At 44.9% G+C, this 26,910-nt stretch carries 27 protein-coding genes; all 27 read right to left on the reverse strand.

What is annotated here, in order from left to right:
* Positions 1-131: 131 nt before the first annotated feature.
* A complete protein-coding gene (locus K9N21_02890; GenBank protein ID MCF8142844.1) occupies positions 132-917 on the reverse strand; it encodes an SDR family NAD(P)-dependent oxidoreductase in 786 nt (261 codons plus the stop codon).
* A gap of 141 nt (positions 918-1,058) precedes the next feature.
* Positions 1,059-1,979: a DMT family transporter gene (locus K9N21_02895; GenBank protein ID MCF8142845.1), complete on the reverse strand. Its 921-nt coding sequence runs from the start codon at positions 1,977-1,979 to the stop codon at positions 1,059-1,061.
* 340 nt (positions 1,980-2,319) lie between these two features.
* The gene (locus K9N21_02900; protein MCF8142846.1) at positions 2,320-3,204 is read right to left on the reverse strand and encodes a CoA ester lyase; all 885 of its coding nucleotides are present in this window, start codon (positions 3,202-3,204) and stop codon (positions 2,320-2,322) included.
* Between the two features lie 538 nt (positions 3,205-3,742).
* Positions 3,743-4,426 (reverse strand): DUF2284 domain-containing protein, encoded by a 684-nt coding sequence (locus K9N21_02905; GenBank protein ID MCF8142847.1) that lies wholly within the window; start codon positions 4,424-4,426, stop codon positions 3,743-3,745.
* A 31-nt stretch (positions 4,427-4,457) separates the two neighbouring features.
* Complete coding sequence (locus tag K9N21_02910) at positions 4,458-5,444, reverse strand: (Fe-S)-binding protein (protein MCF8142848.1); 987 nt, start codon at positions 5,442-5,444, stop codon at positions 4,458-4,460.
* A gap of 43 nt (positions 5,445-5,487) precedes the next feature.
* Complete coding sequence (locus K9N21_02915) at positions 5,488-6,645, reverse strand: DUF362 domain-containing protein (protein ID MCF8142849.1); 1,158 nt, start codon at positions 6,643-6,645, stop codon at positions 5,488-5,490.
* Complete coding sequence (locus K9N21_02920) at positions 6,642-7,529, reverse strand: 3-hydroxyacyl-CoA dehydrogenase family protein (protein ID MCF8142850.1); 888 nt, start codon at positions 7,527-7,529, stop codon at positions 6,642-6,644. Before K9N21_02920 ends, K9N21_02915 begins: the two co-directional genes overlap by 4 nt.
* Positions 7,530-7,532: 3 nt before the next feature.
* Positions 7,533-9,095, reverse strand: coding sequence for a long-chain fatty acid--CoA ligase (locus tag K9N21_02925; GenBank protein MCF8142851.1), 1,563 nt, complete (start codon positions 9,093-9,095; stop codon positions 7,533-7,535).
* 151 nt (positions 9,096-9,246) lie between these two features.
* Positions 9,247-10,800 (reverse strand): long-chain fatty acid--CoA ligase, encoded by a 1,554-nt coding sequence (locus tag K9N21_02930; GenBank protein MCF8142852.1) that lies wholly within the window; start codon positions 10,798-10,800, stop codon positions 9,247-9,249.
* A gap of 300 nt (positions 10,801-11,100) precedes the next feature.
* A complete protein-coding gene (locus K9N21_02935; protein MCF8142853.1) occupies positions 11,101-11,880 on the reverse strand; it encodes a DUF169 domain-containing protein in 780 nt (259 codons plus the stop codon).
* A 17-nt stretch (positions 11,881-11,897) separates the two neighbouring features.
* Complete coding sequence (locus K9N21_02940) at positions 11,898-13,049, reverse strand: acyl-CoA dehydrogenase family protein (GenBank protein ID MCF8142854.1); 1,152 nt, start codon at positions 13,047-13,049, stop codon at positions 11,898-11,900.
* Between the two features lie 6 nt (positions 13,050-13,055).
* The gene (locus K9N21_02945; GenBank protein ID MCF8142855.1) at positions 13,056-13,505 is read right to left on the reverse strand and encodes a MaoC family dehydratase N-terminal domain-containing protein; all 450 of its coding nucleotides are present in this window, start codon (positions 13,503-13,505) and stop codon (positions 13,056-13,058) included.
* A 68-nt stretch (positions 13,506-13,573) separates the two neighbouring features.
* The gene (locus K9N21_02950) at positions 13,574-14,275 is read right to left on the reverse strand and encodes an ABC transporter ATP-binding protein (protein MCF8142856.1); all 702 of its coding nucleotides are present in this window, start codon (positions 14,273-14,275) and stop codon (positions 13,574-13,576) included.
* Positions 14,265-14,996, reverse strand: a complete 732-nt coding sequence (locus tag K9N21_02955) for an ABC transporter ATP-binding protein (GenBank protein ID MCF8142857.1) — start codon at positions 14,994-14,996, stop codon at positions 14,265-14,267. Before K9N21_02955 ends, K9N21_02950 begins: the two co-directional genes overlap by 11 nt.
* Positions 14,993-15,934, reverse strand: coding sequence for a branched-chain amino acid ABC transporter permease (locus tag K9N21_02960; protein MCF8142858.1), 942 nt, complete (start codon positions 15,932-15,934; stop codon positions 14,993-14,995). Before K9N21_02960 ends, K9N21_02955 begins: the two co-directional genes overlap by 4 nt.
* A 4-nt stretch (positions 15,935-15,938) precedes the next feature.
* Positions 15,939-16,790 (reverse strand): branched-chain amino acid ABC transporter permease, encoded by an 852-nt coding sequence (locus tag K9N21_02965; protein MCF8142859.1) that lies wholly within the window; start codon positions 16,788-16,790, stop codon positions 15,939-15,941.
* A gap of 79 nt (positions 16,791-16,869) precedes the next feature.
* The gene (locus K9N21_02970; GenBank protein MCF8142860.1) at positions 16,870-18,150 is read right to left on the reverse strand and encodes an ABC transporter substrate-binding protein; all 1,281 of its coding nucleotides are present in this window, start codon (positions 18,148-18,150) and stop codon (positions 16,870-16,872) included.
* A gap of 192 nt (positions 18,151-18,342) precedes the next feature.
* Entirely contained in the window at positions 18,343-19,137 is a 795-nt protein-coding gene (locus tag K9N21_02975; protein MCF8142861.1) for an enoyl-CoA hydratase/isomerase family protein, read from the reverse strand.
* 207 nt (positions 19,138-19,344) lie between these two features.
* Complete coding sequence (locus K9N21_02980; protein ID MCF8142862.1) at positions 19,345-20,109, reverse strand: glucose 1-dehydrogenase; 765 nt, start codon at positions 20,107-20,109, stop codon at positions 19,345-19,347.
* A 31-nt stretch (positions 20,110-20,140) separates the two neighbouring features.
* A complete protein-coding gene (locus K9N21_02985) occupies positions 20,141-20,590 on the reverse strand; it encodes a nuclear transport factor 2 family protein (GenBank protein ID MCF8142863.1) in 450 nt (149 codons plus the stop codon).
* Between the two features lie 70 nt (positions 20,591-20,660).
* A complete protein-coding gene (locus tag K9N21_02990; protein ID MCF8142864.1) occupies positions 20,661-21,074 on the reverse strand; it encodes a Zn-ribbon domain-containing OB-fold protein in 414 nt (137 codons plus the stop codon).
* Positions 21,071-22,255 (reverse strand): thiolase family protein, encoded by a 1,185-nt coding sequence (locus K9N21_02995; GenBank protein MCF8142865.1) that lies wholly within the window; start codon positions 22,253-22,255, stop codon positions 21,071-21,073. Before K9N21_02995 ends, K9N21_02990 begins: the two co-directional genes overlap by 4 nt.
* Before the next feature lie 101 nt (positions 22,256-22,356).
* Positions 22,357-23,121: a 3-oxoacyl-ACP reductase FabG gene (locus K9N21_03000; GenBank protein MCF8142866.1), complete on the reverse strand. Its 765-nt coding sequence runs from the start codon at positions 23,119-23,121 to the stop codon at positions 22,357-22,359.
* Between the two features lie 103 nt (positions 23,122-23,224).
* Positions 23,225-23,920, reverse strand: a complete 696-nt coding sequence (locus K9N21_03005; GenBank protein MCF8142867.1) for an ABC transporter ATP-binding protein — start codon at positions 23,918-23,920, stop codon at positions 23,225-23,227.
* Between the two features lie 58 nt (positions 23,921-23,978).
* Positions 23,979-24,743 carry an ABC transporter ATP-binding protein gene (locus K9N21_03010; protein ID MCF8142868.1) on the reverse strand — a complete coding sequence of 255 codons (765 nt, stop codon included), beginning with the start codon at positions 24,741-24,743 and terminating at the stop codon, positions 23,979-23,981.
* Positions 24,736-25,977 (reverse strand): branched-chain amino acid ABC transporter permease, encoded by a 1,242-nt coding sequence (locus tag K9N21_03015; protein MCF8142869.1) that lies wholly within the window; start codon positions 25,975-25,977, stop codon positions 24,736-24,738. The genes K9N21_03010 and K9N21_03015 overlap by 8 nt, the downstream gene beginning before the upstream one ends.
* Entirely contained in the window at positions 25,974-26,909 is a 936-nt protein-coding gene (locus K9N21_03020) for a branched-chain amino acid ABC transporter permease (protein MCF8142870.1), read from the reverse strand. Before K9N21_03020 ends, K9N21_03015 begins: the two co-directional genes overlap by 4 nt.
* Position 26,910: the final 1 nt, after the last annotated feature.

The following is a 26,910-nucleotide window of genomic DNA, read 5'->3' on the forward strand; positions in this document are numbered from 1 at the left end:
GCACCAGCCAGATCTCCCTATCAGATTTTCGCACTGCCCTCATAAGGTTTTCTGACCGGTACGGTCATGCATGGTTCCTTTTTCCCTTATATCATACGGGCATGGGTTATGTGTGGTGTACGTAATCCTCATCATCCCCTGGAGCCCAACCGTAGACCCCCGTGGATGAAGAAGGTCTCTCCTGCCAGTGCCTCGTTCCGGAAGATCTCCCCGACTAGCGAAGCCACCTCTTCGGGCTCGATCAGTCGTCCGATGGGGACATTTTCTATGATCTTTTCCAAGGCTTTTTGATTCATGCCGCGCACCATTTCCGTCCCCACATAGCCGGGTGCAACCGCAACAGCTCGGATTCGCTCGGAAAGCCCCTTTCGTAAAAATTCCGCTGTCAGGACCTTCGGCATGACCGACATGGCGGCCTTGGTGGAAGAGTAATTGATCTGCCCAGCTGTTCCCAGAGAACCGGTGGAAGAGATCAAGCAGATGAGTCCGCGACAATTGTGATTGATCATCCGTTCGGTACATTCCCGCACTGTTAGAAAAACACCGGCCAAGTTGATATCAACGACCTTTTGAAAAAATTCAAGGGGCATTTTACGGTTTACTTTGCCAGTTTCTCTGTCTGTGGACACCATCAGTCCGTCCAGGATTATACCTGCAAAAGGGGCAACCAGGTTTATCTCTCCAAAAGCGTCTATAGCCCTATCAGCCAATTTGGCACAATCATCCTCACGAGTGACATCACACACCACGGTAACTACATCTCCACCCAGCTTCTTTTTGGCACTGGCCAGTCCCCCCTCGGCCACATCGGCCAAAATCAATTTGCCCTGTCGAGCTGCCCAATATTGAGCAAGAGCCATGCCGATCCCTCCACTGCCGCCAGTAATCACCGCCACAGCATTCTTGATTTCTAGCATGATTCTCCTCGAAAATCTACCTTTTCAAAACCCATTCTTTAACCAGCCCTCGAAGATCGTGCAAAATTTGCCAATTTGAAAAAAGGAGTTGGCCAGGCTCCATTTGCCCAGTTTTCGCGTTAGAAAATGCCTTCTCAAAACTTATTGGTTGTCTATTTGCAGATAGTATGTAGAAATGCCAGATGAAATGATTAAAGCCCCACCTATAATCTGGATCCAATTCATTTCTTCCTTCAGAAATGCTACAGCGAGAACCGTAACAATAACCGGCGTTATCATTGACATCATAGTCAAATACGAAGCACTAGCAACCTTCAAAGTCCTGTTTAGATATAGGAACAACAAAGCCAGGAAAAAACCGTTTCCGACTACAAGAAAAGGAAATGGAATTTCAAGAATATCTACCTGAAAAACTCTTTTAATGGGCTCTGGATAAAGGGGAGAGAGAACAACAAAAGCCAAGAGAAGTGGAATGCCAGCAACCGGTCTCAGTAGTGTCACAATTTCATCGCTAAGATCACTACCTCTTAAAAACTTTCTAACTAATACATTAGCTGTTGACCAGCATAAACATGCCACAATAATCAATATGTCTCCAAACTGAGGAATAATTGCCTTTCCTTTAGTGCTAATAAGCAAACTTCCTGTTAACATAAGTAAAATAGTTATTATCTTCGACAACGTCATTTTTTCTTTTAGAACAATAAGAGCTAATACGGTAGTTGTTATTAAGCCAAATTTTATTAAAAATCCTACATTTATTGCTGAGGTAAGCGCAGTTCCGGCATTACAGAAAAAAATCCCCAAACCGAAATGAATGCCATTTGCTAAAAGCAGACCAGCTATGATTTCTTTAGGTGTATTCATTAATGCTTTATATTTTCTAGGTAAAATATAACTACCTAATATAATGAAAGCGACAATTCCAGATTGAATTGTAAAGGAAACTGGATCAGCCCCACCTTCAAAAGCTAATTTGGCCACAAAAATCTGAAGCGCCCAAAAAAGGGAAAACAATAAGACATTAAAGATCGGCAACTGCGATAAATTATTTGTACTCACGATTAATCAATTCCAAGGTGGCATGAAAAAGAATATGAATCGGCTCATCTCCTACTCGACAAAAGACGCCGACCAGAATCCCGTGTATTGATAGAGGTGCATTCAGACGTCAACAATTGAGAAAGAGTTAACAAAGGAGACGCACGGCCAATCATGAAACGTTGCCATTAACTCGCCGTCTATGAAAACAAACAGGGTGATTAGGAAGGCTGCGCTAGCTAGTGAAGGGCACTTCGCGACCGCCCCCAGAAAAGGTTGCTATTTGTTGGCTATTAGGTGTTTTTTGAGACCTTCAGCGTGATGAGAGCTTAAAAGGAGCAAAAAAAATGGAATATGACTATTATTCATAAGCTGCTTTGGCCTGATCGAGTACCTTTTGAGCTCTTTTCAAAATTGGCATGTCAATCATTCTTCCATCGAGTGCAAAGGCTGCCCGCCCCTTTTGGCGCTGCGATTTATAAATTTCGATCACTCTCTTGGCATAAGCAATAGCCTCATTACTTGGAGTGAAAGCCGCCTGAACGGGCACGACCTGATTAGGATGAATAACCTGTTTCCCCGTGAACCCGAGTGTCGCACCGAATTCCGCCTCACGGCGGACTCGCTCGATATCTTTGAAATGGGTTGTCACGATGTCCATCGAATCTATTCCATACGCGGCGCAAGTCGTAACTAAAGCTTGCCTTGCATACAGCAACTCTATACACGAGTCTGTTCGAGTTGCACCAATCGATAAAGCAAAATCCTCTCCACCAAAAAGCATGGCTTTTACCCTGGGAATTGTGCCAAATTCCTTAAGATTTAATATCCCCTTTGCGCTCTCTATCCCCGCTAAAATACTTATCGGTTTAGCCGCACAGTCGTCTCCCACTTCTGTCGCTTCGATCCTATTAATGCACCATGTAATCTGCTCTACTGATTCAACTTTTGGTATGACAATCCCGTCTGGGCTATAAGGCAACACATATTCTAAATCATCCCTTTCCAAGCCGGAGTGTATCGCATTTATACGAACTAGCTTTTCGCTATTGCCAAAATCGAGTTCCGAAAGAGCTTTAGCAACATTTAGACGTGCCTGGTTTTTTTGATTATCTGCTACACCATCCTCCATATCGATACAGATACAATCAACATTTAAGGTCATAGCCTTTTCTATCTTTTTCCAATCACTACCCGGTGTGTATAGGAGAGCTCGACGTGCTCGCATAATTTGATTTAACCACAAATGGATTTATCACATCTGACACAGGGGGTTTTTGACTCACCATACCTCCGGAAAAGCCGGAAGCTTGCAATATGTGAACCGCTCAAAGCGGTTGATTTATTAGCCAACTCAAAGGTGACGCGACCTTACTTGAAAGCGCCAAGTTGATCTAAAACCGATGCTCGGGTTCCTAACAACCGCTAGCATCGTGGCGAATCTTCTTTTCATCGCGACTACAATGGAGCAACTTGGCCCTGCAACCTTTGCCCCGCAACGCTTCTATAGGCAACGTACATGGAAACTTCAAGGTTGCATTCACTATTGGGTCGGCGGTTGTTTGAAATACTTGAGACATCACCAACGTCTTTTCCCAATTTGAGAGGGTCACAAAAACTGGCCAGGCTTCCATATCCCGTAAATGTCAAACTCTGGTGAGTCGCCCGACAAAGCCGGGGGTTTACCTAACCGAAATTAAATTCATACAGCGTTAATAAAGAAATATTGCCGCTACATTCAACGCGTAGCTACCTTTTGATTAAAACCAGCTTGCGAAACAGGACTACATAATTAATATCAGACCGAGCAATGACGCGCTGGGTACGTTCTCCGGTTCTGACCTACCTCCTATAGGATAAATGGGCCAACCCAAATTGTTAGCCATTCCATAAGCGTCGAAACCAACTGCTTCCATAGAAGGTCGGGCGCGCAATGGATTACGACAGCCGGCACCGGGCGTCAGTCCTTGACATTTCTTTTTGAAGCAAAACACGTTCTTGCATGACCCTGCAGCAAAACCCATGGCGAAATAGTAGCCATCATAGAATGCTTTCGATTCAATTTCTGAGACAATAAAAAACATCTTTTTATACTTTCTTCCCAATGTAACGTAATGTTTTTCATTGTCTATTTCAGCCCTTAAATAACAGTTGTGTATCAAAGCGCCAGCTGTATACTCAGGCTTAATGCTAAGCCTGACTGCGATTCCATAGTTATATTCCTCCAATATCTTCTTTATTTCATGCACTGTTGGAGAATATGGTGGGCAATGTAAATTGGTGCCGTATTCAGCGCATTTCGGTATGCTACATTTGGCTCTAATCCTTTCTTGAACTACCAAGCTCTCGCTGCGGATGATAGCAGCATCATCCGCACCAATTTCCATAGCCATGCTTTGATAAAATTCCAGGTCTTTCTGAGCCTGACTGTCGTCGATCTTCGTTACCCTTCGTGGAATTGCTTTCATGCCATATCTCCGGAAGTACATCAAAAGTGATTCAGATCTGTATCTCTCCCAAGGCTGCGCGACAAAGTTGACTTATTGGGTAGAGTTTAAGATTATGTTGTGGCGCTCGCTTATTTAGGTTTGCAAAACAAACCGGACATAGGGTAACCATAATTTCAGCACCAGCCGCCTGTGCGTCGTTCAGGTTTAAGTGTTTAATCCTATTGGCGAACTCCCAATCCCGTGGAACAATAGCTCCTCCACAACATAAGGCCTTAGCACCTTCGTATAAACGTCTCGGTTTTTCGGCACCAATTAACTCGAATAGGCTGTCCACATAGTGATCCTTCTCTGGAGTGTATCGAGAAGCGCAAGGCCTCTGGTACGCAACCTTTCTTTCAATTGGCTGTATACGGTCCTCAAGAGCTTTCATTCTCTTATAAAGAAATTCAGGCCAGGAAACCGGGCGGAATGGGACTTCAAGTCCGAATTCGAATGCCTTTACCTTAAAAAGTGTATAACAGTCGTCATGGTAAAAGACAATTTCCTTGGTTCCTATCCTGGCTATTCTATCGATCACTATCTTCGCATTTTCTTTCACAGGTGTTTCCGCACCGATATGGTAGTATCCTATTCCGCAAAAATATTCACCACCCATAAAAAAACTGGCATCTTCATACAAAAGCCCATCGAACAACTCAGAGTTGCCAGTGTAGATACACAAATCAATTACCGGCCCCCTATTCTTACGTCCATTAAACTTCGAGGGGATATTGTATGCATCATTCATCAGTTTCTTAGCCTTATCAAAACGCTCTATTTCACCCTGCTCCTCTTGTCTCCTGATGATAAGAGAGAAAGGGTTGGCTTTTTCTGGGCAAAGCTCGTCACAGGCCATGCATGAAACACATTGGGACACAACAAATGAAGGTTTTCCACTAATTAACTTTTGGAATTCCTCTTTGGCCTCTTCCCCATCTATGTCTATATAGAAACAGGAACTAAGACAATCTCCACATTTGGTACATCTATCGGACATGAACATAGCATAATCCTATTTATTAAACATAGACCTTACTAAATCAACATAGGCCCTCTGTTAACCCATCAACAACATCACTAACTCCGACAGGGCAACCCTTTATAGAGATAGCATCTTGTCGGCTTTTATTCGCGGCCATAGGGCATTTCCCTAACAGCACAACAGGATTTGACTTTTCATCTGCTACAGCATCTCCAATGCAAATTTCAGCTCCACCAAAATCGCTCCCAGCATTCGCCTTCAAAAAATTACGTAATCCAGCAAATACAGTGATTGTGCAGCCCGAGCAAAAAACTGTTCCAGGATTTTTGATTGTTAGACCCTCTATATTGTAGTCTTTAAGGAGTTCATCGGTCCAAGGATACCACCATTCCAATGGCTGCCTTACGTCCTCAATATTCTCTCCAACGATTTCAACACTATCAAGATCAAACGAATGTCCTAGATGTCGAGCCAACTTTCTTAAATGAACAACTTCTCCGTGATCAATACCCATAACTTCGCTGCCTACCATATCAGTCGCAATAACATCTCGGCCGGCGATTATGAGGTTAAATGGTTTAGCATCCTCCCCAAAGGGGCCCTTTTGCAGTCCGTAAATCCCGTCAATGATGCAAAGGCTTACTTTTATTTCATTACCAAGCAACGCGATAAATTCCTCCAGATTTTGTTGATGAAATATTTTTCTACTTGTAAGTGATAAAAATCCTTTTAAATTTTTTACTCCGAGTGAAACCCGAGTTTGTGTATGCGTTTTCAAAACAGGCAAATCGATCAGGAAGTCTGTTTCAAAAGCTGCTTCAGCTATTTTGACCTTATGACCTACAAATTCAAATTGTCGGTATGGCCCTTCGTTAAAATCCTGCAAGGACACACCATACTTATCGGCTATCTCATCAAAACCGGCCCATCTATAACATCCCATGGTGGACGTCTTGAGCTCTTTTATGACAATAGTCCCTTCGCCTATAGTAATAGCACCTGCTCCGGCGTCCTTTAAGACTTCGACCAGTTCAGTCATTATCGGCGCATTTGTGACGGTGCCAGCTGGTTTTCTCTTGGGTGAACCAGGGAAAACGCAGTTAGGCTTTATCAAAACGCTGCTTCCCCTTTTAAAATCAGAAAGACCGTCACACAACTGAATAGCATTTGCTATACTCCCACTTTCTGGTTTATATCGTACAATACTCGTTTTCATGATTTTCCTCCTTCCTTATGATATTCGTAAAAACCTGCTCCAGTTTTTCGACCTAGTCGGCCCGCTTCGACTAACCGATTAAGCCGCTCTGGCGGACAATATCTTTCATCTCCTGTATCTTCCCATATTGAAATCATCGCGTTTCTTATTATATCTAACCCGGCAAGATCCGCTGCTTCCAAAGGCCCTTTGCTCCAACCGTACCCAACCCGCATGGCGCGGTCAATATCTTCCACTGTAGCCACACCTCTGGCATACAGCCGGATCGCTTCTCCGGCGGCTGCGAGATAGATTCGATTCATAATGAATCCGGCAGTGTCAATTTTGACTTCTACGATTTCTCTTTCAAGGCGGATGAGCAGGTCACGAGTTCGTGACAGGGTGTCCGCCGTTGTGGTCAGGGAGGGAATGATTTCGACCAGTTTCTGTATGACGGGAGGGCTGGCAAAATGAGTGCCGATAAATCTATCTTGCCGGGTGGTGGTTGAAGCCAATTTCCCGATTGGCAACGCCGAGGTGTTTGTGGCAAAGATAGTGTGTGGCGGGCAAATGCCATCGTAGGTGGACAGGACCTCTTTTTTTATGGTAAAGTCCTCTGGGAGACATTCAACCAGAAAATCCAGTGCGTCATAAAGTTGAGGGGCTTTTCTCTCAAAGTGTATCCTCGACAATGTCGAGACAGGTTCTTCTTCGACCCTTCCTTTGTCATACATCTTTGTCAACGACCAAATGATGTGTGTCCTTGAATCGGCCAAGGCTTTTTCATGGGGGTCAATCAGCCATGCAGAAATCTTATGTTGTGCACATATCTGAGCAATTCCCCTCCCCATGAAACCCGCGCCGATAATCCAGATACGTTTACTGTTCTTCGATTCTATATCCATGATCTAATGAATCCGTTTTTGAAGATCTTTCCAGAAGGGTTCCCTTAAAATCCGTTTCAGAACTTTACCGGCAGGATTGTGTGGGATTTCCTTTACAAATTCAACTGATTTGGGAATTTTATATCTTGCGAGTCTGCACGAACAAAACTCGAAGACCTCTTTGTCGATCATCCTTTTGCCTTTATGCAACCGGATGACCGCGTGTCCCACCTCCCCCCACTTCTCATCAGGTATACCAATCACGGCGACCTCGGCAATTTTTGGGTTAAGATACAGCGTCTTTTCGACTTCCGTAGGATAGACATTTTCACCACCACTGATATACATGTCTTTTTTTCGGTCTACCAGAAAGAAATACCCGTCCTCATCCTTATAGCCTAAGTCTCCCGTGTGAAACCACTGATCCCGAAATGCTTCTTCAGTTGCTTCGGGTTTGTTCCAATATCCGGGAACAACAGCTGGACCCTGCAGTACGACTTCTCCAACGTCACCTTGTGGAACTTCGTGTCCTCTCTGATCAACTATGCATAACGATGTATGAAAAGAGGGCACACCAATGGAGCCGGCTTTTGTTATCGCCTCTTCTGCTGGCAAGAGAGTCGCATCAGGGCCGGCTTCAGTCAAACCATACCCTTGTCTGAAAAGAAGTCCTTTGCTTTGGAGTGCCTCTATGACCGAAGGTGGACAAGGGGCGCCTCCCGTCCAAGCCAAACGCAACCCTGAAAAATCGGTGCTACCAAAACTCGGTTCCTGGATAACAAAGAGCCACATGGTTGGAATCAGATGAATCGTATTCACTTGTTTTCGATGGATAACCTTCAGGACCTCCGCGGGCTCAAACGATCTCATAATGACGATAGTACCTCCCTGGTGGATTGTGGGCGTGGTCATCACATGTAACCCGCCGGTGTGAAAAAGAGGCAGACTGCACAGATTGACATCTGTGGAAACGATATCGAGTCCGATATTGGCATTGACCGAATTAAAGAGTATATTCCCTTGAGTTTGGATAGCACCTTTCGGATAGCCGGTTGTACCTGATGTATACAGAATAAGCTGTGGATCATCCAATGCATTCGGCTTCTTCAAAACTGGTTTCTCCCCACTGGCCAAATTCAAGAAACCTTCATAACCGGGCATGTCTTCATACTCGTCCCTACTTATAAGAAGGATATGGGACACGTCTATCTCACTTCGTATTTCCGATATTGTCTCCATGTAGTCTTCCTCGAGAATCAAGCCTTTGGGTTTGCAGTCTTTGAATATGTATACTAATTCCGGGCCTGATAGCCGGATATTAATCGGCACTAGGATGGCCCCAATCTTCGCTGCGGCAAACAAGGCCTCCAGGTATTCAGGGCCATTCTTGGCAAGTATGGCAAACCGGTCACCTTTCCGAACACCCCAGGCTTCTCGTAATCCATTGGCCAATCGATTCGTCCGTTCATTGAATTGACGATAGGTAAATCGTCTTCCTGAATACAAATCTACCAAAGCCGTCTTATTTGGAGAAAGCTGGCGCCGCTGCTCAAGCCAGTCGAACGCAATACGAGCCATATCTACCATAGTCCTTCCACCTCCTCATTTTTTTAGCCCATATGGACAAGGTAAAAGAACCGGTTTATAAACTCCCAACTGGTTCATTCATTTCGAAGGATCTAGGGAAAACTGCTTTTCTCGACAACTCGGCGCCTCTTTTCAACGGATTTTTCTGCCCTCACTTTTCCTCACCTTCCCAGTAAGGTTCACGCAATGTTCTTTTCAGGACCTTCCCCGCTGGCGTGCGCGGCAACTGATCCTTGAAACTGACCGACTTCGGGATCTTATACTTGGCCAGCTTCCCTTTCAGAAATGTGATGACTTCTTCCTCAGTGATGGTCTCACCCGGCTTGGCCACCACCACAGCGTGTCCGACCTCGCCCCATTTTTCGTGTGGTATGCCGAAAATGGCAATTTCTGCAATCTTGGGGTATTGATAAAGGGTTTTCTCCACCTCGGCGGGATATACGTTTTCACCTCCGCTGACGTACATGTCCTTCTTTCGATCTACCAGGAACACGTATCCCTCTTCATCCATATAGGCCAGGTCTCCCGTGTGGAACCATCCGTTTTTGAGAGCCTCTGAGGTAGCCTCAGGTTTATTCCAATAGCCTGGCGTCACCGTTGGGCCGCGGAAGATCAATTCTCCAACTTCTCCGGGGAGAACGTCTTGGTCGTTTATATCAACTACACGCATGGCTGCATGGAAAGGCGGCAACCCGATTGAGCCGACCTTACGCAGGGCGTCTTCCGCGGGCAGGATCATAGCGTCGGGACCGACTTCGGTCAATCCGTATCCCTGTCGGAAAGGCACGCCTTTTTCCTGATAGGCCTGCAAAACATTTAGAGGACAAGGCGCACCACCTGTCCAGGCTAGACGCAACCCGGAAAAATCCGTACTTTCGAAATCCTCGTGCTGGTACATGAACAACCATTGGGTAGCCACAAAAAAAACGGTGTTGATATCCTTGTTATGGATGACCTTTAACGCCTCTCCGGGATCAAAAGCGCGCATGATCACGACGGTACCACCAGCATGCAGGGTAGGCGTGGTCATGACATGGAGCCCGCCCGTGTGAAATAAGGGCAACGCACAGAGGTTGACATCTGTCGATACAATGTCCAACCCAATATTGGCATTTACTGAATTGAAGAGAATCTTGCTGTGAGTTTGTATGGCCCCCTTGGGATAACCCGTCGTTCCTGAAGTATAAAGAATAACGTGAGGGTCATCTAGGCTAATCTCTTCTTCGAGTTGAGGTTTCTGGATGTCCGCCTCATCCAGGAATCTTTCATAGGGAAACATATCGTCCGCATAGGCATCGTCAAGAAGGAGGTAGTTCGATATCTTAATATCATTTCGGATTTCTGAAATAACATTCAGAAAATCTTCCCCCAAAATCATCCCCTTTGGCTCACAGTCATTAAATATGTAAGACAGCTCAGGCCCCACCAGCCGTATGTTCACGGGAACAAGAATGGCCCCTAATTTGGCCACCGCGAACAGGGCTTCAAGGTATTCGGTGCAGTTATGAGCCAATATGGAAACGCGGTCTCCTTTTCTAACCCCCCATTGCTGACGAAAACCGTTTGCCAGCCGATTCGCCCGTTCATTTAATTCACAATATGTGTACCTTCGGCCGGTATGCAGATCCCGCAAAGCCTCTTTGCGAGGTGAGAGCTGATTGCGACGCTCCAACCAATCAAATGAAATTCTCGACATCTGCAACATGAAATATTCCTCCTCCAGGTCCCAAGATATGCCCTCGATCTTGGCTATTTTGACAGTCTCATAATTGCCTTTAAACCGTCATTCCGACGACGGCTGGGAACTGGTCCGGCCACAGCAGGATTGCTGAATGCCGGATCAGGTTCGGCATAATGAAGACGTCGGCACCATTTCGAGACAGTCAATAAATCATTTATTACTTGAGGTCAGATTAATCCAGTCTCAAAGTGTTAGAAAGGCTTTTAAATGGATACATGGCTTTCCTGAAAGGATCATGTTGGCCATCAAATTCCTGGCCATAATTCACACCAATGAATTCTCCGAGAACTCTTCATATCTTTTTGGAAACTGCGGGCTAAAGAACTGATAGAATGGGATTGGATACCGAGCAGTTCCAATTTCATGCTCGTTCTTTATCCCCTTTATCAAATCATCCACCTGGTCAGCAGGCACATAAAAGGCCATTTCATGCTCGTTGGTCATGGCAAAAACCCGCTCTCCAATCCCCGGAACAACCACCTGCGCAGAATGGTTTTGCCGACAGGCGATAAGAGCCTCCGCACAAGAAAGACCCCCCAAAAAACTAGATGGGATAGGAATTCCTGTAAAATTCACGTACCCCCTAATAAGGCGCATTACCTGGGCCGGACTTCCGTAGATCATTACGGCTTCAGGCTCAATGGTTAGTCGGGTTAGAGGAGAATAGACGATGCCGACACCCAACTTTGGCCGATTCTTCAGAAAGTCCTCGGTTCTAACCTCAGCTACGTGGTTATCAGCACAATATTTAGCATCTGAAAACCATTTCACCATATCCTCTTTAGATTTAACTTGCCTCCAACCAAGGGCCAACAACGGGAAAAAACAGGCCTCAATTTCGTCCGGCAGGGCCACCGTGGTCCAGCCCAGACGACGTGACATATTCATCAATTGGCACAATGCCATATTCACCTTGAAATCCCCAGGCCTCTTGGCCTTGGCTGGAATCTCATCCTCACTCTCAATGATCCGAATCCCGACGGGCGTTGTCTGCAATTTCACAAAACGTTCCAGATCTCCAGCCCTTTCTTCCCAGGTAGACATTTAGTTTCTCCTTTCCTTTAGAGTCCTATTTTGCGGGCAATAACATTTTTCAATATTTCAGGCGTGCCACCCCCTATGACTAATGCCAGCGAATCGCGAAGGAAACGTTGGGCATCAAACTCCATACAATAGCCATATCCTCCCAGTATCTGCATAGCAGCTATCCCGGCTTTCCTAGCAGTCTCCGCTGAAAAAAGCTTCGCTTGCGTGCTCTCAAGGGGGGCCGGTCGACCCTCCTCTAAAACCCAGCAGGCATGATAGAGCAGCATTCGCGATGCTGCAATGTCAGTGGCCAGATCGGCCAACTGATGGCTGACTCCCTGGAATTTGCCTATCGATCTGCCAAACTGGGTACGCTCCTGAGCATATTGCAGGGCCTCCTGATAAGCACCCTCGGCAACTCCCAGCGCGCAGGCTGCCACTTCTAAATGCTCTACATCTAGAGTTGAGAGGAGTTGGGGCCACCCTTGATTCAGCATCTCAGGTCCGCCAAGGATGTTTTCTTTGGCAACCGTAACATCCTCTATTACCACTTCACAAAAGGATGAACATTTGTATCCCAACTTCTTGATGTGGCGGATCGTCAGCCCTTCCACGGGACAGTCGATAAGGAACATACTGAGTCCCTTACGCTTATCCACATTCTTGTCGGTTCGCACTAATATATTTAAGGTACCAGCAACGTCTGCACCGGTGATAAACGTCTTCGTCCCATTGATAACGAAGTCGTCTCCAGCGGGTGCGGCAAAAGTTGCGGCTGCAGCTGCATCTGAGCCTGCGTTGGGTTCAGTCAGCGCGTAAGAGAAAAGCCTTTTACCCGAGGCTATTTCGGGCAAATAGCGCTCCTTTTGCGCTTTACTCCCCAGCTTCGAGATAGTCTCCCCCCCGTAAAATGCCGCTTGTACAAAAGCCCAGCCCAAGGCCGGAAAACGACTGGAAAGCATTTCTAATACGGTGATAGCCGAGAAAAGATCTCTGCCTGTGCCTGCATATTCTACCGGTGTGGTAAGCCCTAAGACACCCAGATCCGCCAATTTTGAAAAAATCTCGGACGGAAATCTATCCGATTCATCCAATTCACGAATTTTCTCTTTAGGACATTCGTTCTCAATGAAACGGCTCATGGTTTGCCGCAACATTTTTTGTTCTTCAGTCAAATTGAAATCCATCTTTATCTACCTCTCTTTTCGTCGAACCAAAAAAATCGGTTCGTAAGCCATAACAGTCGCTTCATTTTGATTAAAAATCTCATAACCCATGGTAATAAGCCCTCTGTCAGGCTTACGACTCTCTCCCTTCTTTAAAACCGTCCCCCGTGTCTGGATAGTATCCCCAATGAAAACAGGGCCAGGGATTCGCATGTTTTCAACCCCCAACCATGCCATAACAGAGTCTCCGTAAAATCCCGTGCTGGTCATCATTCCAACTCCAAGTGAGAATATCAGTGGCCCGTGTGCAATCCGTCTTCCAAACTCTGCTTTGCGGGCGAACGTCTCATCCATGTGAAGCGGATAAAAATCAAGGGTCAAGTGTGCCCACTGCACAAGGTGGGCTTCAGTAATTGTCAGACGAATACTAAAGACCCTCTCTCCCACTTGAAAATCTTCCCACGTCTTATCGCTCACAAGAATCCCCTTACCTTACACATAATGGATCTATTATTACCTTTTGTTATCAACAAATACGTTTTGGCTCATAGGCCCAGGTAGGATTGCCTGACGTGCGAATCTGTTTCAACTTCCTTTGTGTCTCCATCAATAACTATCCTACCGTGCTCCATAACATAACATCGATTACTTATATTAAACGCCAATTGGGCATTTTGCTCCACTAATAAGATGCACGTCTTTCGATCAGCTATTTCCTTAAGATTCCTGGCCAATTCCATGCAGACCTTCGGGGCTAGACCCAATGTAGGCTCGTCAACTAATAGTAGCGTGGGATTAACCATAAGCGCCGTGCTGACACTTAGCATAATGCGCTCGCCCCCACTTAAATCTCTGGCGCGCTGTGTTTGACGCATTTTTAATATTGGAAACAATGAAAATATGTATTCAAAATCCTTACCAATATCATCAGTGCGTAGATAAGCACCAACCTTGAGATTCTCCAAGACCGTCAAACCCGGAAAAACCTTTCCCCCCTCTGAACAATGCGCGATTCCCATTTTCGCCATCTCGAATGAGGCTGAGCCCAATACATCCTTTTCATTTAGCAGTATCCGCCCCGACAAAGCCGGAACCAAACCAGAAATTGTACGAAGCAAGGTTGTCTTTCCAGCCCCGTTGGGTCCAATCAGGGCGACGATTTCTTGACTGTCAACGCTTAAACTGACACTGTCTAACACCCTCGCCTTCCCATAATATACAGTAAGCTCCTGTACTTCAAATAGCATGATCCCACTCTTTTCCCAAATAAGCATTCACCACGTTTTCGTCGCCAACAATTTCCCGAGGCGTTCCTTCCGCCAATTTGCTGCCAAAGTTGAGAACAATAATTCTGTCTGCCAGTGGCATTAGCTCACGTAATATGTGTTCGATAATCACCAATGTGACACCATAGTCCTTAAGTTTCACGAGCATCTCGGAAAGCGTTCGAATTTCAGAAATGGTCAAACCCGAAAATGGTTCATCAAGCAAAACCAATTTAGGCGAAGTCGCCAAAGCACGGGCAACATCAAGACGTTTTAGGTACCCATGCGAGAGCTCTCCAGGAAGCATCTCTTCAGATCCGGACAGTCCTACCAATTCAATACAATCTCTTGCCTTATCATCACAGTCTCGACCTGTGAGTTTACGCAATGTGGCAACCTTGACATTCTCCCAAACCGTCATCTCAGGAAAAGAACTCGTCATTTGAAATGTTTTGCAGAGGCCCAATGGCGCAATTTGATATGGCTTCATCTTACTGATGTCTTGGTTTTCAAGCACAACGCTACCGCTTGACTTCGATATAGATCCACAAATCAAATTGAACAGAGTTGTCTTGCCAGCACCATTTGGACCGATTAAGCCGACGATCTCATCACGTGAAATATCAAAACTTATATCATTAACAGCGACCAATCCACCAAAGCGCTTCGTTAGCCTTTCAACTTTAAGTAATGCCGTACTCATATCTTACTCCTAGAGGTGAATTTGGGGGACCACGGTAATAGGCCTTTAGGTCTAAAGAAAAGAATGAGAATTAAGACAACGGCATAAATAATCATACGCAATTCAGGAACATAAAGGAGGTAATTGTTCAAAAATGTGACGATATAAGCCCCGATGATAGGCCCCATAATACTCCCTAAGCCCCCAATGATGACCATTATGATGACCAAAATGGACATATCAACAGCCAACAATTCCGGGGTCATCGACTTAAAAAAATGGGCGTAGAAGGCACCCGAGATCCCTGCCATCACACCACTTAAAGCAAAAAAAAGCACCTTAAATTTGCCGATATTGATTCCAACAGATTCGGCAAGGATATCATTATCGCGAATACTCTGAATAATCAGGCCATAGCGAGAGTTCACAATTGTAAAACAGAGTACCACGGAGGCAACGAGAAGTATTAAAGAAAGATAATAATTGACATTGTACGAGGATGAAAGACCTTGATATCCTGAAATGCCCATCTCGCCTCCAAATATTTCGTTGAAGTACATGGCGACCCCACCCAGAATGAGAGGAAAGGCCCATGTCATCAAAGCCAGATATATGCCTCGAACCCGCAGACAGGGATAACCCAAAATAAAACCTGCCGTACCGCACATAAAACCACTGACGATGATCGCGATAGGCGTTGGAACAGAAAGATATTTATTTAGTAAAATTGAAGCATAAGCACCACCTCCAAAAAAGAACGCATGTCCAAAGCTAATTTGACCGGTATATCCGACCAGTATGTTCCAGCTTATCGCAAACATTGCAAAGATATTCGCAATGATGAATATGCGTAGCATCCACAGGTTTGGGACGATATACGGAACAACCAGGAGCAGTATCAAGGCACTCAGAAGTTGGTATCGCGCATCTAAAAAAATCGATCTGAAGCCAGAAGACATACGATTACGCCTCCCCTCTTTTCCCAAAAAGTCCATAAGGTCTGACTAAAAGCACAATGATCATAATCATCACGTACACTGCTTGTCTAAAAAACCCACCGTTCGGGATAAAAAAACTGACGAGTGTTTCCGAGAAAGCGATAATGCCCATGGCCATAAGAGCTCCCCATATACTCCCCAAACCGCCTACCACCACCCCGGCAAAGGAAAGAAGAATCGCATCGAACCATATGAATGGCGTCAGGCAAAAGACAGGAACGACCAGTATACTGCTTAAGGCTGCCAACCCTCCGCCAATGCAGGCAACGATCAATTGTATTTTCTTTGGATTGATACCCACCAGTCCAGCAATTTCTGTTCCCTGAATCAACGCCTGTATGGCCAAGCCTTGTTTTGTTTTTTTTAAATAGAGCCAAAGGAGGGTGAATACAATCAACGCGACACCGCCCGCCAGGAGTCTCTGGCAGGAGAGCGTTGCACCTACAATTTCAATAGAGCCCTCCCACAAGGGTGCTACGTATTTGAATTCCGTACCGAAAATAAGAGTGATGATTTCACCCACCGCAATTGCGACTGCACAAGACAAAACCATTACCACGATCGGCGTTTCTCTGAAAGGATAAAGGAGATACCTGTGAATCGGCCAAGCCATCCCACCCGCTAAAGGAATGGTCACAACGAGAGCAGTAAAACTTCCAAGTATGGGTGCTAAAACTGCAAATAAATAAGCACTTACAAGGTAATACGACCCAAAACATAGATCAAAGATTCGAGAAGTGCCTAATATGAGTGCAAATCCGGAGGCAATGAGCGCATACATCAGGCTAAGCGTCAGCCCAAACATCAGAATTTCCATAAGAAATAACCTTTACCTATAACAAGAGGTTCAGGAGCTTCCCAATTATAGGAAAGCTCCCGTTAAGAAGAGTGCTTCGTTATTTCTTAAACATCCATGGAGGAAGCAACAACTTACCATCCACGTACTTATCCTGTTTCTCCTTTGGCTCTATCGGCCCAATATGAACCATAACGAACTTGCCTCCTGGCTGATGTTGTAGGGTCCACATCGGCGAACCTACACCGACCGGCCCGTAACGGAAGGTATGGTTTTGCTGATAATCTATAGTTCCGCCGACACTTTCAAATTTAATGTCTTCGAGAGCACTTATCATTGCATCATCTTCCAGAGACTTCGCTTTATCTGCTGCGTGTTTCAGAGACCAAATTGCGACATATGTACCCGCCGAATTAAAATAGCATGTGCCAACCTCTTTTTGCAGATAGTCCCATAATTTTTTGGTGTCCGCAGTTACAGGAACGTGCGCTGCACCAAAATTATAAGTACAAACATATGCGCATTTACCACCAGTCTGTTCCCAAAATTTGGGACTCATGGCAAGAACATTCACACCAGCCCAAATCGCTGGGACTTTCATTTCATGCCACTGTCTGATTAACGGGAGTGAGCTCTTATAAGCCATTGTACCGACTATAATGTGTGCTCCGCTCTTCTTTATTGCCGTCAACTCAACAGATGCATCAGTTGCACTAGTCGATAGCTTACTCTCATAAACTATTTCATAGCCTTTTTCTTTGAATTCATTTAGACAGGCTTCGTGAACCAATTCGGTCCATTGGGCCGCATCTGACAATACAGCCAATTTGATCTTGTCGATTCCGAGTTCACTCTTAATTTGTTCTGCTATGAACGGGACCTGTTCTTCTATGACATATCTCGCTTCACCATCTAATTCATCATGTGGTGAATTACGAAAGGCATATTTATACTTCTCATAATTCTTATCGGTACTGGTGACCCAGTCGTGCGTTGCACCCCCTGAAAATATTGAAACTACCTTGAGATCACACGCGGTTTCGCGCGCTGCCATAGTCTCCTCACTCCCAAAGCACCCTATTAGAAACTTTACATCATCCACTTCAACTAGCTTATGAACAGCATTAGCAGCTCCCGACGCTTTCAGCCCGCTATCAGCGATGTAAAGCTTCAGAGGCCTGCCTAAGATACCTCCTCCTTTATTAACCTCCTCTATTGCCAATTTTGCAGCAGCGATTTGTGTCTTTCCATAGTCCCAAGTCACTGCGCCCACATACCCAATCTTGAGCGGCTCTTCCCCACAAGTTGCCCCAGTTGAGAAGCCTAAAGCAAAGCAAAAGCCCAGAGCACTTACGAACAACACCCTTAAAAATCCTTTCATTTTTGACCTCCTTGCTTAACTTCGTGAGATTGTTGTCCTGTTCACATACACCGTCTCACTCATCTTTTTGTCTTTTCCGTTTCACCTCCTTCCCCATCCAATCTAAGGATCAACTTCAGCAGCCTCGATTAAAACTGAATATCATGAGGTCAAATCAAATATGCTCGCCTTATCCTGGCTGCTACAACTATTTCAGATTCCTCTAAATTCCGGCTTTCGCTTTTCCAAGAAGGCTGCTACGCCCTCAGCACAATCCTCTGAACCCATGAGCGCTGATATCGCACCTCTTTCGATGGATAACGCAGCATCCATATCTGAACATTCAAGAGAATAATTTATCACCATTTTGGCCATTTTGAGTGCATTCGGTGCCTTCGAAGTCAATTCTGAAGCAAGCTTCATCGCCTCGTCCATTAAGGCATTCTTTTCCACAAGTTTGTATATCAAGCCCGATTCCTTTGCTTCCTTTGCGCCCACCTGCTTACCGGTCATGATCCACTTTTTAGCACCTCTGGCACCAAGAGCGCGTGCAAGACGAACACATCCCCCCCAACCTGGAATTATTCCAATGTTAATTTCCGGGAGTCCAAAAACAGCGCCATCTCCAGCTATAATCAAGTCACATGCCAGTGCTATTTCCAGTCCACCTGCCAGGCAATAGCCATTTACAGCAGCAATAAGGGGCTTCTCCATAATTTCCATCAACCGATGTACCTCATATCCCGGATCACGCATGAGGTGATATCCTTTGATAGAAGATATTTCATCGAAAATCCTGATATCAGCTCCGGCGCAGAATGCTTTTTCTCCCTTGCCGGTAATTATTATCACCTTAGACTTATTATCATCCCGAACATACCTGAGTGCCCTAAGCAATTCTTTCTCCATGTCCAAATTCAAGGCATTCAGTTTATCTGGATTGTTGAGTGTTATAGTTGTCACCCCATCCTTATTGGAAAGTAGCAAATATTCATATTCTGTATTCATATCGTCCAACTCCTTAATCATATGTCCAGTAATCGCAAGAGCAGCCTTGAGAGATGGGCCAAATCAGCGTGATCTAATCCACCTACACAACGTGTAACGGCATCAAGTGACTTATAGCCCAATCCACCTCCGTCAGTTTAAGGTACTATGGAGCATTACTTTCAAAAATGTTGATTAACACGCCCATCCGTATCAAATTCAGTTTTCTTATACAAAACCATACGCAGACCAACCACCGTCTACAACGAGAGTGTGCCCCGTTATGAAATTAGCGTTATCTGAAACCAAAAACATAACAGCATTGGCTATATCTTTCGGCGTCGCGATTCGACCCAACGGGGTGCGCTTCGCAAGGGTCTTTTCATCCAAAATCCCATTTTCAACCATTTCAGCTATAAATTCTGTTTTCACGTATCCAGGCGCCACGGCATTCACCGTGATACCCCTATTCGCCCATTCAAGCGCCAGAATTTGAGTAAGCTTGATAACACCACTTTTCGCTGGACCATATGCGGTTCTTGAAGGAAAGGTGAGTATGCCTGCAATCGAGGAGATATTTACAATCCTGCCTTGCTTGCTAGAAAACATAAGGGGAGCGCAAGTCTTGCTCATTAAATATGTCCCTTTTAAATGAACATCGACGAGCCTTTCCCATATTTGCAAATCTTGTTCAATTATCGGACCTTGTTGATCTACAAGACCAGCGTTGTTAATCAACACATCGATCCGCCCCCAGCTTTTCTGAATACTGGATATCATTTTCCTAACATCGGTCTCTACTGAGACATCTCCTGGCAATGCCATTGCATGATTCCCTGTGGTAATAATTTCAGCTACAAGTGCCTCAGCATTCTCAAAACGAATATCATTAACTCCTACAGCGTAATTCTCACTCGATAAGGATAAAGCGATTTCTTTTCCGATCCCTTGACCGGCCCCAGTTACAACTGCGATCCTAAAATGATCCATCATTCTCAATCCGTCTTTTGAAATTTGATATTCTCTATCTTCCCCTCTCGGGAGATACCCCTTTTAATATATAGCTATAATAAATGTAAATCCTTCGTTCCTTGAAATACCAGATACCATAATCTTTGACCAACATGTCATCGTAACGACCGAATGTAATGATCGGCTCGTTTGTGTTGATTTTGATGGAATCAGCATCAAGATAACTGACCGAAATCGCACTATCATCCTCGATAGATATGAAAGGAGATTGAACTTTATGTCGTAAAAACTTTAAACGTGCTTGTACCCTATTTTTATAATTGGTATACCAGGCGAGAATAGCCTTCCAACCCTCATATCGATTTTCGCCTTCATAAATCGGGAAAAGGACGGCCGTAGGATGAAACAGCTCCACCAATTCATCAACCGTTCCCCTATCCAGAACATGGCAGTATCTATTTAATAGCTGCTCTATCGCTAGAATATCTTCAATCGGTATCACTGTTTCAAATTACTGAATAAACTAGAGTGAACATGCCTCCGGCAAAGCCGGAGTCTACCTAATATTAAATCTAGAACCCTACAGGTCTAAATCTGGGGAACGTAAAATCGTCAGTTACCTGATCAAAAACAACTTCTACATCCATATCACATCGAACTTTTTCAGGATCGCACTCCACTACATTACTCATCATCCGAACTCCTTCATCAAGCTCGATAACACCGATGATGTAAGGTACGTCATCAGAAAATTCTGTTGGTTGATAAGAGTACACAACAGTAAATGAATAAATCTTTCCTTTGCCCCTGGCCTCTACCCAACTCAGTTCTTGAGATAAGCAGAAAGGACAAAACAATTTGGGATAAAAAATATATTTCTCACACTCCCTACATCTCTGGACCAAAAGTTTCTTTTCCTTGCAACCTTGCCAAAATGGCATGCTCCAAGGCGTTGGCTTAGGTAGAGGCTTTTTATAATCTCTCATGGCACTTCCCTCCCTAGAATGACAATGTGTGAATCCATAAACGTCCCACCGAGCGACGATTCTACGGCAATTTTTGCATCTTCTACTTGTCGTTCACCTGCCTTACCCATAAGCTGCCTGAAGGCTTCCACCAGTACGGCGACCCCACCCCCTGCAGCAGTATGTCCTTGACCCAGCATGCCTCCGTTCGTCGTCATCGGCAATTTTCCCCCGGGCCACGTATTCCCATCATAAACAAAGGCACCGGCTTCCCCCCTTCTACAAAGTCCTAATCCCTCCAAAGTGATAAGCGGAAAAATTGGATATCCATCATACAGCTCAGCTATGTCAATATCTTCCGGACCAACCCCAGCCATTTGATAAGCGTCATGTGAAGCTTCATAAAAACCGAGCCTTGTAAGATCCACATCCTGAGAAATGGAATAGTGGCATACTCTTGAACCGAAACCTAAAGGATATACAGGTGGGTTCTTGAGGTCTTTGGCCCTATCAGCAGAAGTCACGATAAATGCAGCGCCTCCATCGGCAAGTACATTACCTTCCTTCGTGGTGAAGGGTGTGGCAACCATTTTTGCATCGAGCACTTCGTCAACAGTCAGTTCTCTTCGAAGCATTGCGTTAGGATTCAGCGCCGCCCATTTTCTCATGGAAACTACAACTGAGGCTAACTCTTCAGCCGTTGCGCCAGTCTCATGCATATATCTGGTAGCGAAGAGGCTTCCCGTACCTGCCATAAAGAATCCATATGGAGTTTCCCATTCGTCCGGGATTCCAAACGTTGCAAATAAGTTGATCATCTCCTGGACTGGAGCTGAACCGGTTTTATCAGATTGAACACAAAGAATGACTTCAGCGAGACCCGAATTTATCAAACCACAGGCTGTCTTAAGCATCGCCGAACTACTCGATCCCCCCGCAAAGACCTGAAAATTGTTATGGGCCTTGTTCAGCAACCCCAACTCCTCCACCAGTTTCGAGAAAATCATATCCGTGTTATATCTTCTATCGAAAAATGTTCCCGTGGGAATAATGGTATCAATCTCATCTTTTTCGATCCCACAATCAAGAATTGCTCCTCTACAGGCCTCAAGGGCGTTTTGCAAACAAGGCCGATCCGGAAACTTGCCAGTCGGCACCTCCCCTATTCCTACAACTGCAACTTTGCCTTTAAATGAATTCATATTTTCCTCCTTATTACTTCATTTTTAAATAATTAGTAGCGAAAGAGCTGATCCTAACCACAGCCTGAATCCTTAATGCGATTCTCGTGCCATTTTGTGGTTCAAATATAACCATATGCAGTAAATCCACCGTCAACAACAATCGTTTGTCCGGTAATGTAGTTTGCAGTATCTGAGCACAAAAATAAGACGATATCGGCGATTTCTTCAGGAGTTCCAAGCCTTTTCATAGGTATCCTATTACATATTTCCTTCTGATTCATTTTTCCCTGACGAATGAAGTTATCAACCATTTCCGTCTGAATATAGCCAGGCGCAACGGCATTGACATTAATGTTGGCGGAAGCCCATTCTAATGCAAGGACTTTTGTCAGCATAATAATTGCACTTTTTGCCGTTCCGTAGCCCGTCCGCATAGGGAAGCCGTTCAACCCTGCAATAGACGACATATTGATAATTCTCCCAAAACCGATCTTTAACATAGTCTTGGCAATTTCTTTGCTGCATATATAGGTCGCCTTCAGGTGTATATCCATCAATCTCTGCCATTTATCAGTATCTTGTTCGATAATAGGAACTAATTGCTCAGATATACCGGCGTTATTGACAAGATAGTCGACATGTCCCCATCGGCTGATGACCCGATCTATCATGGATCTTATTTCATTCTCAAAACCGATATCGGCCTGAAAGCTTAACGCTATTCCACCCTGCTGACTTATCTCATTAACCACATATTGCGCTGCCTGTTCATCAATATCATTCACCGCGACTTTGATCTTTTGCCGTGCCATCAATTGACACACAGCCTTCCCGATACCGTTCCCTCCTCCTGTTACAAGCGCAACTTTATCCCTTTTTGACATTTCATTTTCCCGTTATCTCATCAAGAATATTGTCAAGTTTACGTCGCTCGGGCTTCTGAAGAAGCCGGATCTCGCTTACTGCAAATCAAAATGACACAGAACTTTAGACTTCAAGCCATTCTTTGCGAACACTTGCATTTGCCCTAAAATCTTCAGCCGTGCCTTCGAACACGATATTCCCGTGGCCCATGACCAAAAGACGTTGTGATATCTTGAGAGCAATCGCCAGTTTTTGCTCAACAAGCAAAATCGATACACCCCTTGCCTTGATCTCTTCAAGCATCCTCGCCAGGAGACTGATAACTTTGGGAGCTAATCCTTCGGTTGGCTCATCAATCATAATTAAATCGGGATCCCCCAAGAGGGACCTACATAACGTAAGCATCTGCTGTTCTCCTCCCGATAGCTTTCCGGCACAAACACCGGCGCGTTTTTCCAGAATGGGAAAAACCTCGAACATGTCATCCATTGTCCAGCGGCTTAATTTTTTTCCAGTTTTAATTCCCATCATTAAATTTTGCTCAACAGTAAGATTGCTAAAGATGTCGCGATTTTCTGGAACATACCCGAGACCTTTGTGTACGATTTCGTATGGTTTGAGTCCTGCTATTGATTCACCTTTAAAGGAGATTGAGCCTGCGGGATCAATCTCACCAATGATCGTCTTGAGCGTCGTTGATTTGCCGACCCCATTGCGGCCCAGGAGGCTGACAATTTCGCTCGTTTGAATATCAAAACTGACATCAAATAGGATATGGCTTTTTCCATAATAGCTATTCAGATTTTCTACTTTCAGCATCGTATCCACTACTATACTCGTAAACCTCTTCGAATTTTCTATTAACTAATTAACTATATTAGTCCCTATTCGCCTCTTCAAGACTTCCAAGATAAGCCGCTTGAACTCGCTTATTTTCCTTGATCATGCGCGGTTCATCCGTAGCGATAATATGGCCATAAACCAATACGGAAATATGATTTGAAATGGCGAAGACAACATCCATGTTATGCTCGACAAAAACAAGGGTTTTACCCTTCATAGTTTTTTGTATTAAAGCGATCATTTCCGTGGTTTCCTGCCTACTCAATCCTGCTGTCGGCTCATCAAGAAGAATGACCTCAGCGCCGCTACCTATTGTAATTCCAATTTCCAAAAGGCGCTGCTCTGCATACGATAAGGTACCTGCGATAATGTTCCTCCGCTCAGTCATACCGATCTGCTCAAGGATTTGTTCGGCACGATCTCGAACATGTTTCAGTGAATTGACGGTCTTCCAAAAGGCGTATTTCTCCCCAAGTACCCACAATAGGGAACACCTAATATTCTCAAATACGCTCATTTCTCTGAAAATGTTTGTGATCTGAAAACTTCGGCTTAACCCTTTCCTGTTGATTTCAAATGGCCTGAGCCGGGCGATCTCCTCCCCTTTGAATTTGATACTCCCAGATGTCGGCTTGTATATACCGGTAATGAGGTTGAAGAGGGTAGACTTGCCAGCGCCATTAGGACCGATTATGGAATGGAATTCCCCTTTCCTTACGGAAAGTTTACAATCAACGATGACCTTTGTCTTACCGAAGCTCTTACTCAGTCCCTCTATATTCAGAATCAATTTATTCACCTGATTCCATTTCTATTGAAACCTGACTCCATTTTCTCTTAACGATTGCTAGGCTCTTCATAAATAGAAATCCCCCAGCCAATAGACCAAAAATGGGGACACCCCATGTGAGAAATCCACTCACGTCAAGTGTTATGCCAGAAATGGTGATAATCGGGTCGGAATAACCTGTTGAAGACCAGCGGTAGATTATCTCGATGAGGGCCACACCTGATAAGATCAATAAGAGACAGGGCAACAGCGACAAAGTATATGCCGGAATGATCCTGTGCAAGAGCTTCCCCTGCCAGAGAGGTTTGTGAATCATGAAAATCCCTGCAATACCCGTTGGAGCGAAAAGTACCATCAGCAGAAAAAGGAATCCGACATAAAAGAGCCAGGCCGCTGTAAATGCGCTCAAATAATAGCCCAGAAAAGTCACAAGAACTGCGCCAAATATCGGTCCGAAGAAATATTTTGAACCACCGATGAACACCATAAAAAGCACAAAAGCCGATTCATGTATTCCAACCTTTTCATAGGACACGACTTCCCAGCTAATTGCGTAAAGCCCCCCTGCCAGCCCGGCAAAAAAACCAGAAGCCATCATAGCGAGACCACGAACCCTTAATGGATTATAACCGATAAATTCTGAGCGCTGAGGATTGTCTCGTACGGTATTCAAAATCCTCCCAAGAGGCGTATGCGTAAACGCGTACATCAAAACAATGCAGATAAATACCCAGATAGCAATTAAATAATAGACTTGGACTTGGGAACCGAATGAAAAAACAAAAAATGCCTCTCGCATAGCGGATATCCCTGTTTCGCTCCCAAAAAAACCAGAGAACATCAAGGCACTTGAAGCGATAAGTTCATTGATCCCCATGGTAATCATTGCGAATGTTGCTCCTGCCCGCCTCGTTGCTATTAATCCGACAATAGTGCCCAAAATCAGACCACTGAACGCGCCGACCAGCGGGAGTAGCGGTGTGGGAACTGAAAATTGACCGGCATTACCGAGGGCCATGGCATGAATCGTAAAAAAGGCACCAAGACCGAAGAACACGGCATGACCAAATGACAATAATCCGCATTCGCCAAGAAGAATATTGTAAGAAAGTGCAAAAACAATAGCGATGCCCATCTGGTTGATCAGAGACAACGACATATCTGATCTAAAATAGAAGGGAACCACGGCCATCAATGCCGCCATAATGAGCCAGACTTTATATTTGAAAAACAAATCCATCATGTCTCACGCGTGCCCATTAGGCCCTTTGGCCTGAATATGAGGATAAGCACCATAAATAAAAAGGGCAATGCCTCAGCAGTCTGTGAGATCTTGATCCCCAGAATCCCAACGTTTGGACAGCTTATTCCCAGAGAGTTAAAAAGATCCGAAAGGGCGTATTCGCTTCCAGCAGCAAAGTTCTGAATAACTCCGATGATAATCGAGGCAATGAGCGCGCCGACTAACGATCCCAATCCGCCCACAATCACAACAACAAAGACAATCAAACCCAAGCGATCAGCCATTCCTGGCTCCGTACCAAACATGTTGCCACTAATAACTCCTGCTAATCCTGCCATGGCGCAACCCACTGAGAATACACTCATAAAAATTCGGGAGACGTTATGCCCTAACTCTCCTACCATAACAGGATTGACAAGTGCAGCTTGAACGATCATGCCAACCCGGGTCTTCTTCATAAATAGATAAAGACCGGTGAACATAAGTAAGGAAACCGAGAACATGAACCCTCTATAGGAATGAAAGCTCGTGGTAAATATGGTGAACAATGAGAAATCCAATGATTCCGGAATATTATATTCAACGGGCAATCTGCCCCAAACCAAACTTACCAACTCGCCGATTAGGTAAGCTAGGCCGAAAGTAAATAAGAGTTCAGCCATATGGCCATATTTGTGCACGAGCCGCAGTCCGTATTTTTCCACCATTGCGCCACTAAAGCCGACAGCAATCGGTGAGATAATCAGTGCAGGCCAGAAACCTATGAACACACTAATCTGGTAGGCGATGTATGCACCCAGCATGTAGAAACTGGCATGGGCAAAGTTGAGAACCCCCATCATTCCAAAAATCAAAGTCAACCCGCTGGACAGCATAAATAGAAGAAGACCGTACAAAAGGCCATTAATCAATGAAATGATAAAAAACTCCATA

This window comes from Deltaproteobacteria bacterium, assembly GCA_021737785.1.
Classification (GTDB): Bacteria; Desulfobacterota; DSM-4660; order Desulfatiglandales; family Desulfatiglandaceae; genus AUK324.

Bases quoted from the DNA above. Each gene is read 5' to 3' on its own strand.
- K9N21_02915 (MCF8142849.1), bottom strand. From the start codon at position 6,645: ATGAAAACGAGTATTGTACGATATAAACCAGAAAGTGGGAGTATAGCA.
- K9N21_02940 (MCF8142854.1), bottom strand. From the start codon at position 13,049: ATGGATTTCAATTTGACTGAAGAACAAAAAATGTTGCGGCAAACCATG.
- K9N21_02920 (MCF8142850.1), bottom strand. From the start codon at position 7,529: ATGGATATAGAATCGAAGAACAGTAAACGTATCTGGATTATCGGCGCG.
- K9N21_02910 (MCF8142848.1), bottom strand. From the start codon at position 5,444: ATGTCCGATAGATGTACCAAATGTGGAGATTGTCTTAGTTCCTGTTTC.
- K9N21_02970 (MCF8142860.1), bottom strand. From the start codon at position 18,150: ATGAAAGGATTTTTAAGGGTGTTGTTCGTAAGTGCTCTGGGCTTTTGC.
- K9N21_02960 (MCF8142858.1), bottom strand. From the start codon at position 15,934: ATGTCTTCTGGCTTCAGATCGATTTTTTTAGATGCGCGATACCAACTT.
- K9N21_02955 (MCF8142857.1), bottom strand. From the start codon at position 14,996: ATGAGTACGGCATTACTTAAAGTTGAAAGGCTAACGAAGCGCTTTGGT.
- K9N21_03020 (MCF8142870.1), bottom strand. From the start codon at position 26,909: ATGGAGTTTTTTATCATTTCATTGATTAATGGCCTTTTGTACGGTCTT.
- K9N21_02935 (MCF8142853.1), bottom strand. From the start codon at position 11,880: ATGTCTACCTGGGAAGAAAGGGCTGGAGATCTGGAACGTTTTGTGAAA.
- K9N21_02965 (MCF8142859.1), bottom strand. From the start codon at position 16,790: ATGGAAATTCTGATGTTTGGGCTGACGCTTAGCCTGATGTATGCGCTC.
- K9N21_03015 (MCF8142869.1), bottom strand. From the start codon at position 25,977: ATGATGGATTTGTTTTTCAAATATAAAGTCTGGCTCATTATGGCGGCA.
- K9N21_02990 (MCF8142864.1), bottom strand. From the start codon at position 21,074: ATGAGAGATTATAAAAAGCCTCTACCTAAGCCAACGCCTTGGAGCATG.
- K9N21_03005 (MCF8142867.1), bottom strand. From the start codon at position 23,920: ATGCTGAAAGTAGAAAATCTGAATAGCTATTATGGAAAAAGCCATATC.
- K9N21_02980 (MCF8142862.1), bottom strand. From the start codon at position 20,109: ATGATGGATCATTTTAGGATCGCAGTTGTAACTGGGGCCGGTCAAGGG.
- K9N21_02975 (MCF8142861.1), bottom strand. From the start codon at position 19,137: ATGAATACAGAATATGAATATTTGCTACTTTCCAATAAGGATGGGGTG.
- K9N21_02890 (MCF8142844.1), bottom strand. From the start codon at position 917: ATGCTAGAAATCAAGAATGCTGTGGCGGTGATTACTGGCGGCAGTGGA.
- K9N21_02950 (MCF8142856.1), bottom strand. From the start codon at position 14,275: ATGCTATTTGAAGTACAGGAGCTTACTGTATATTATGGGAAGGCGAGG.
- K9N21_02905 (MCF8142847.1), bottom strand. From the start codon at position 4,426: ATGAAAGCAATTCCACGAAGGGTAACGAAGATCGACGACAGTCAGGCT.
- K9N21_02995 (MCF8142865.1), bottom strand. From the start codon at position 22,255: ATGAATTCATTTAAAGGCAAAGTTGCAGTTGTAGGAATAGGGGAGGTG.
- K9N21_03000 (MCF8142866.1), bottom strand. From the start codon at position 23,121: ATGTCAAAAAGGGATAAAGTTGCGCTTGTAACAGGAGGAGGGAACGGT.
- K9N21_02930 (MCF8142852.1), bottom strand. From the start codon at position 10,800: ATGTTGCAGATGTCGAGAATTTCATTTGATTGGTTGGAGCGTCGCAAT.
- K9N21_02925 (MCF8142851.1), bottom strand. From the start codon at position 9,095: ATGGTAGATATGGCTCGTATTGCGTTCGACTGGCTTGAGCAGCGGCGC.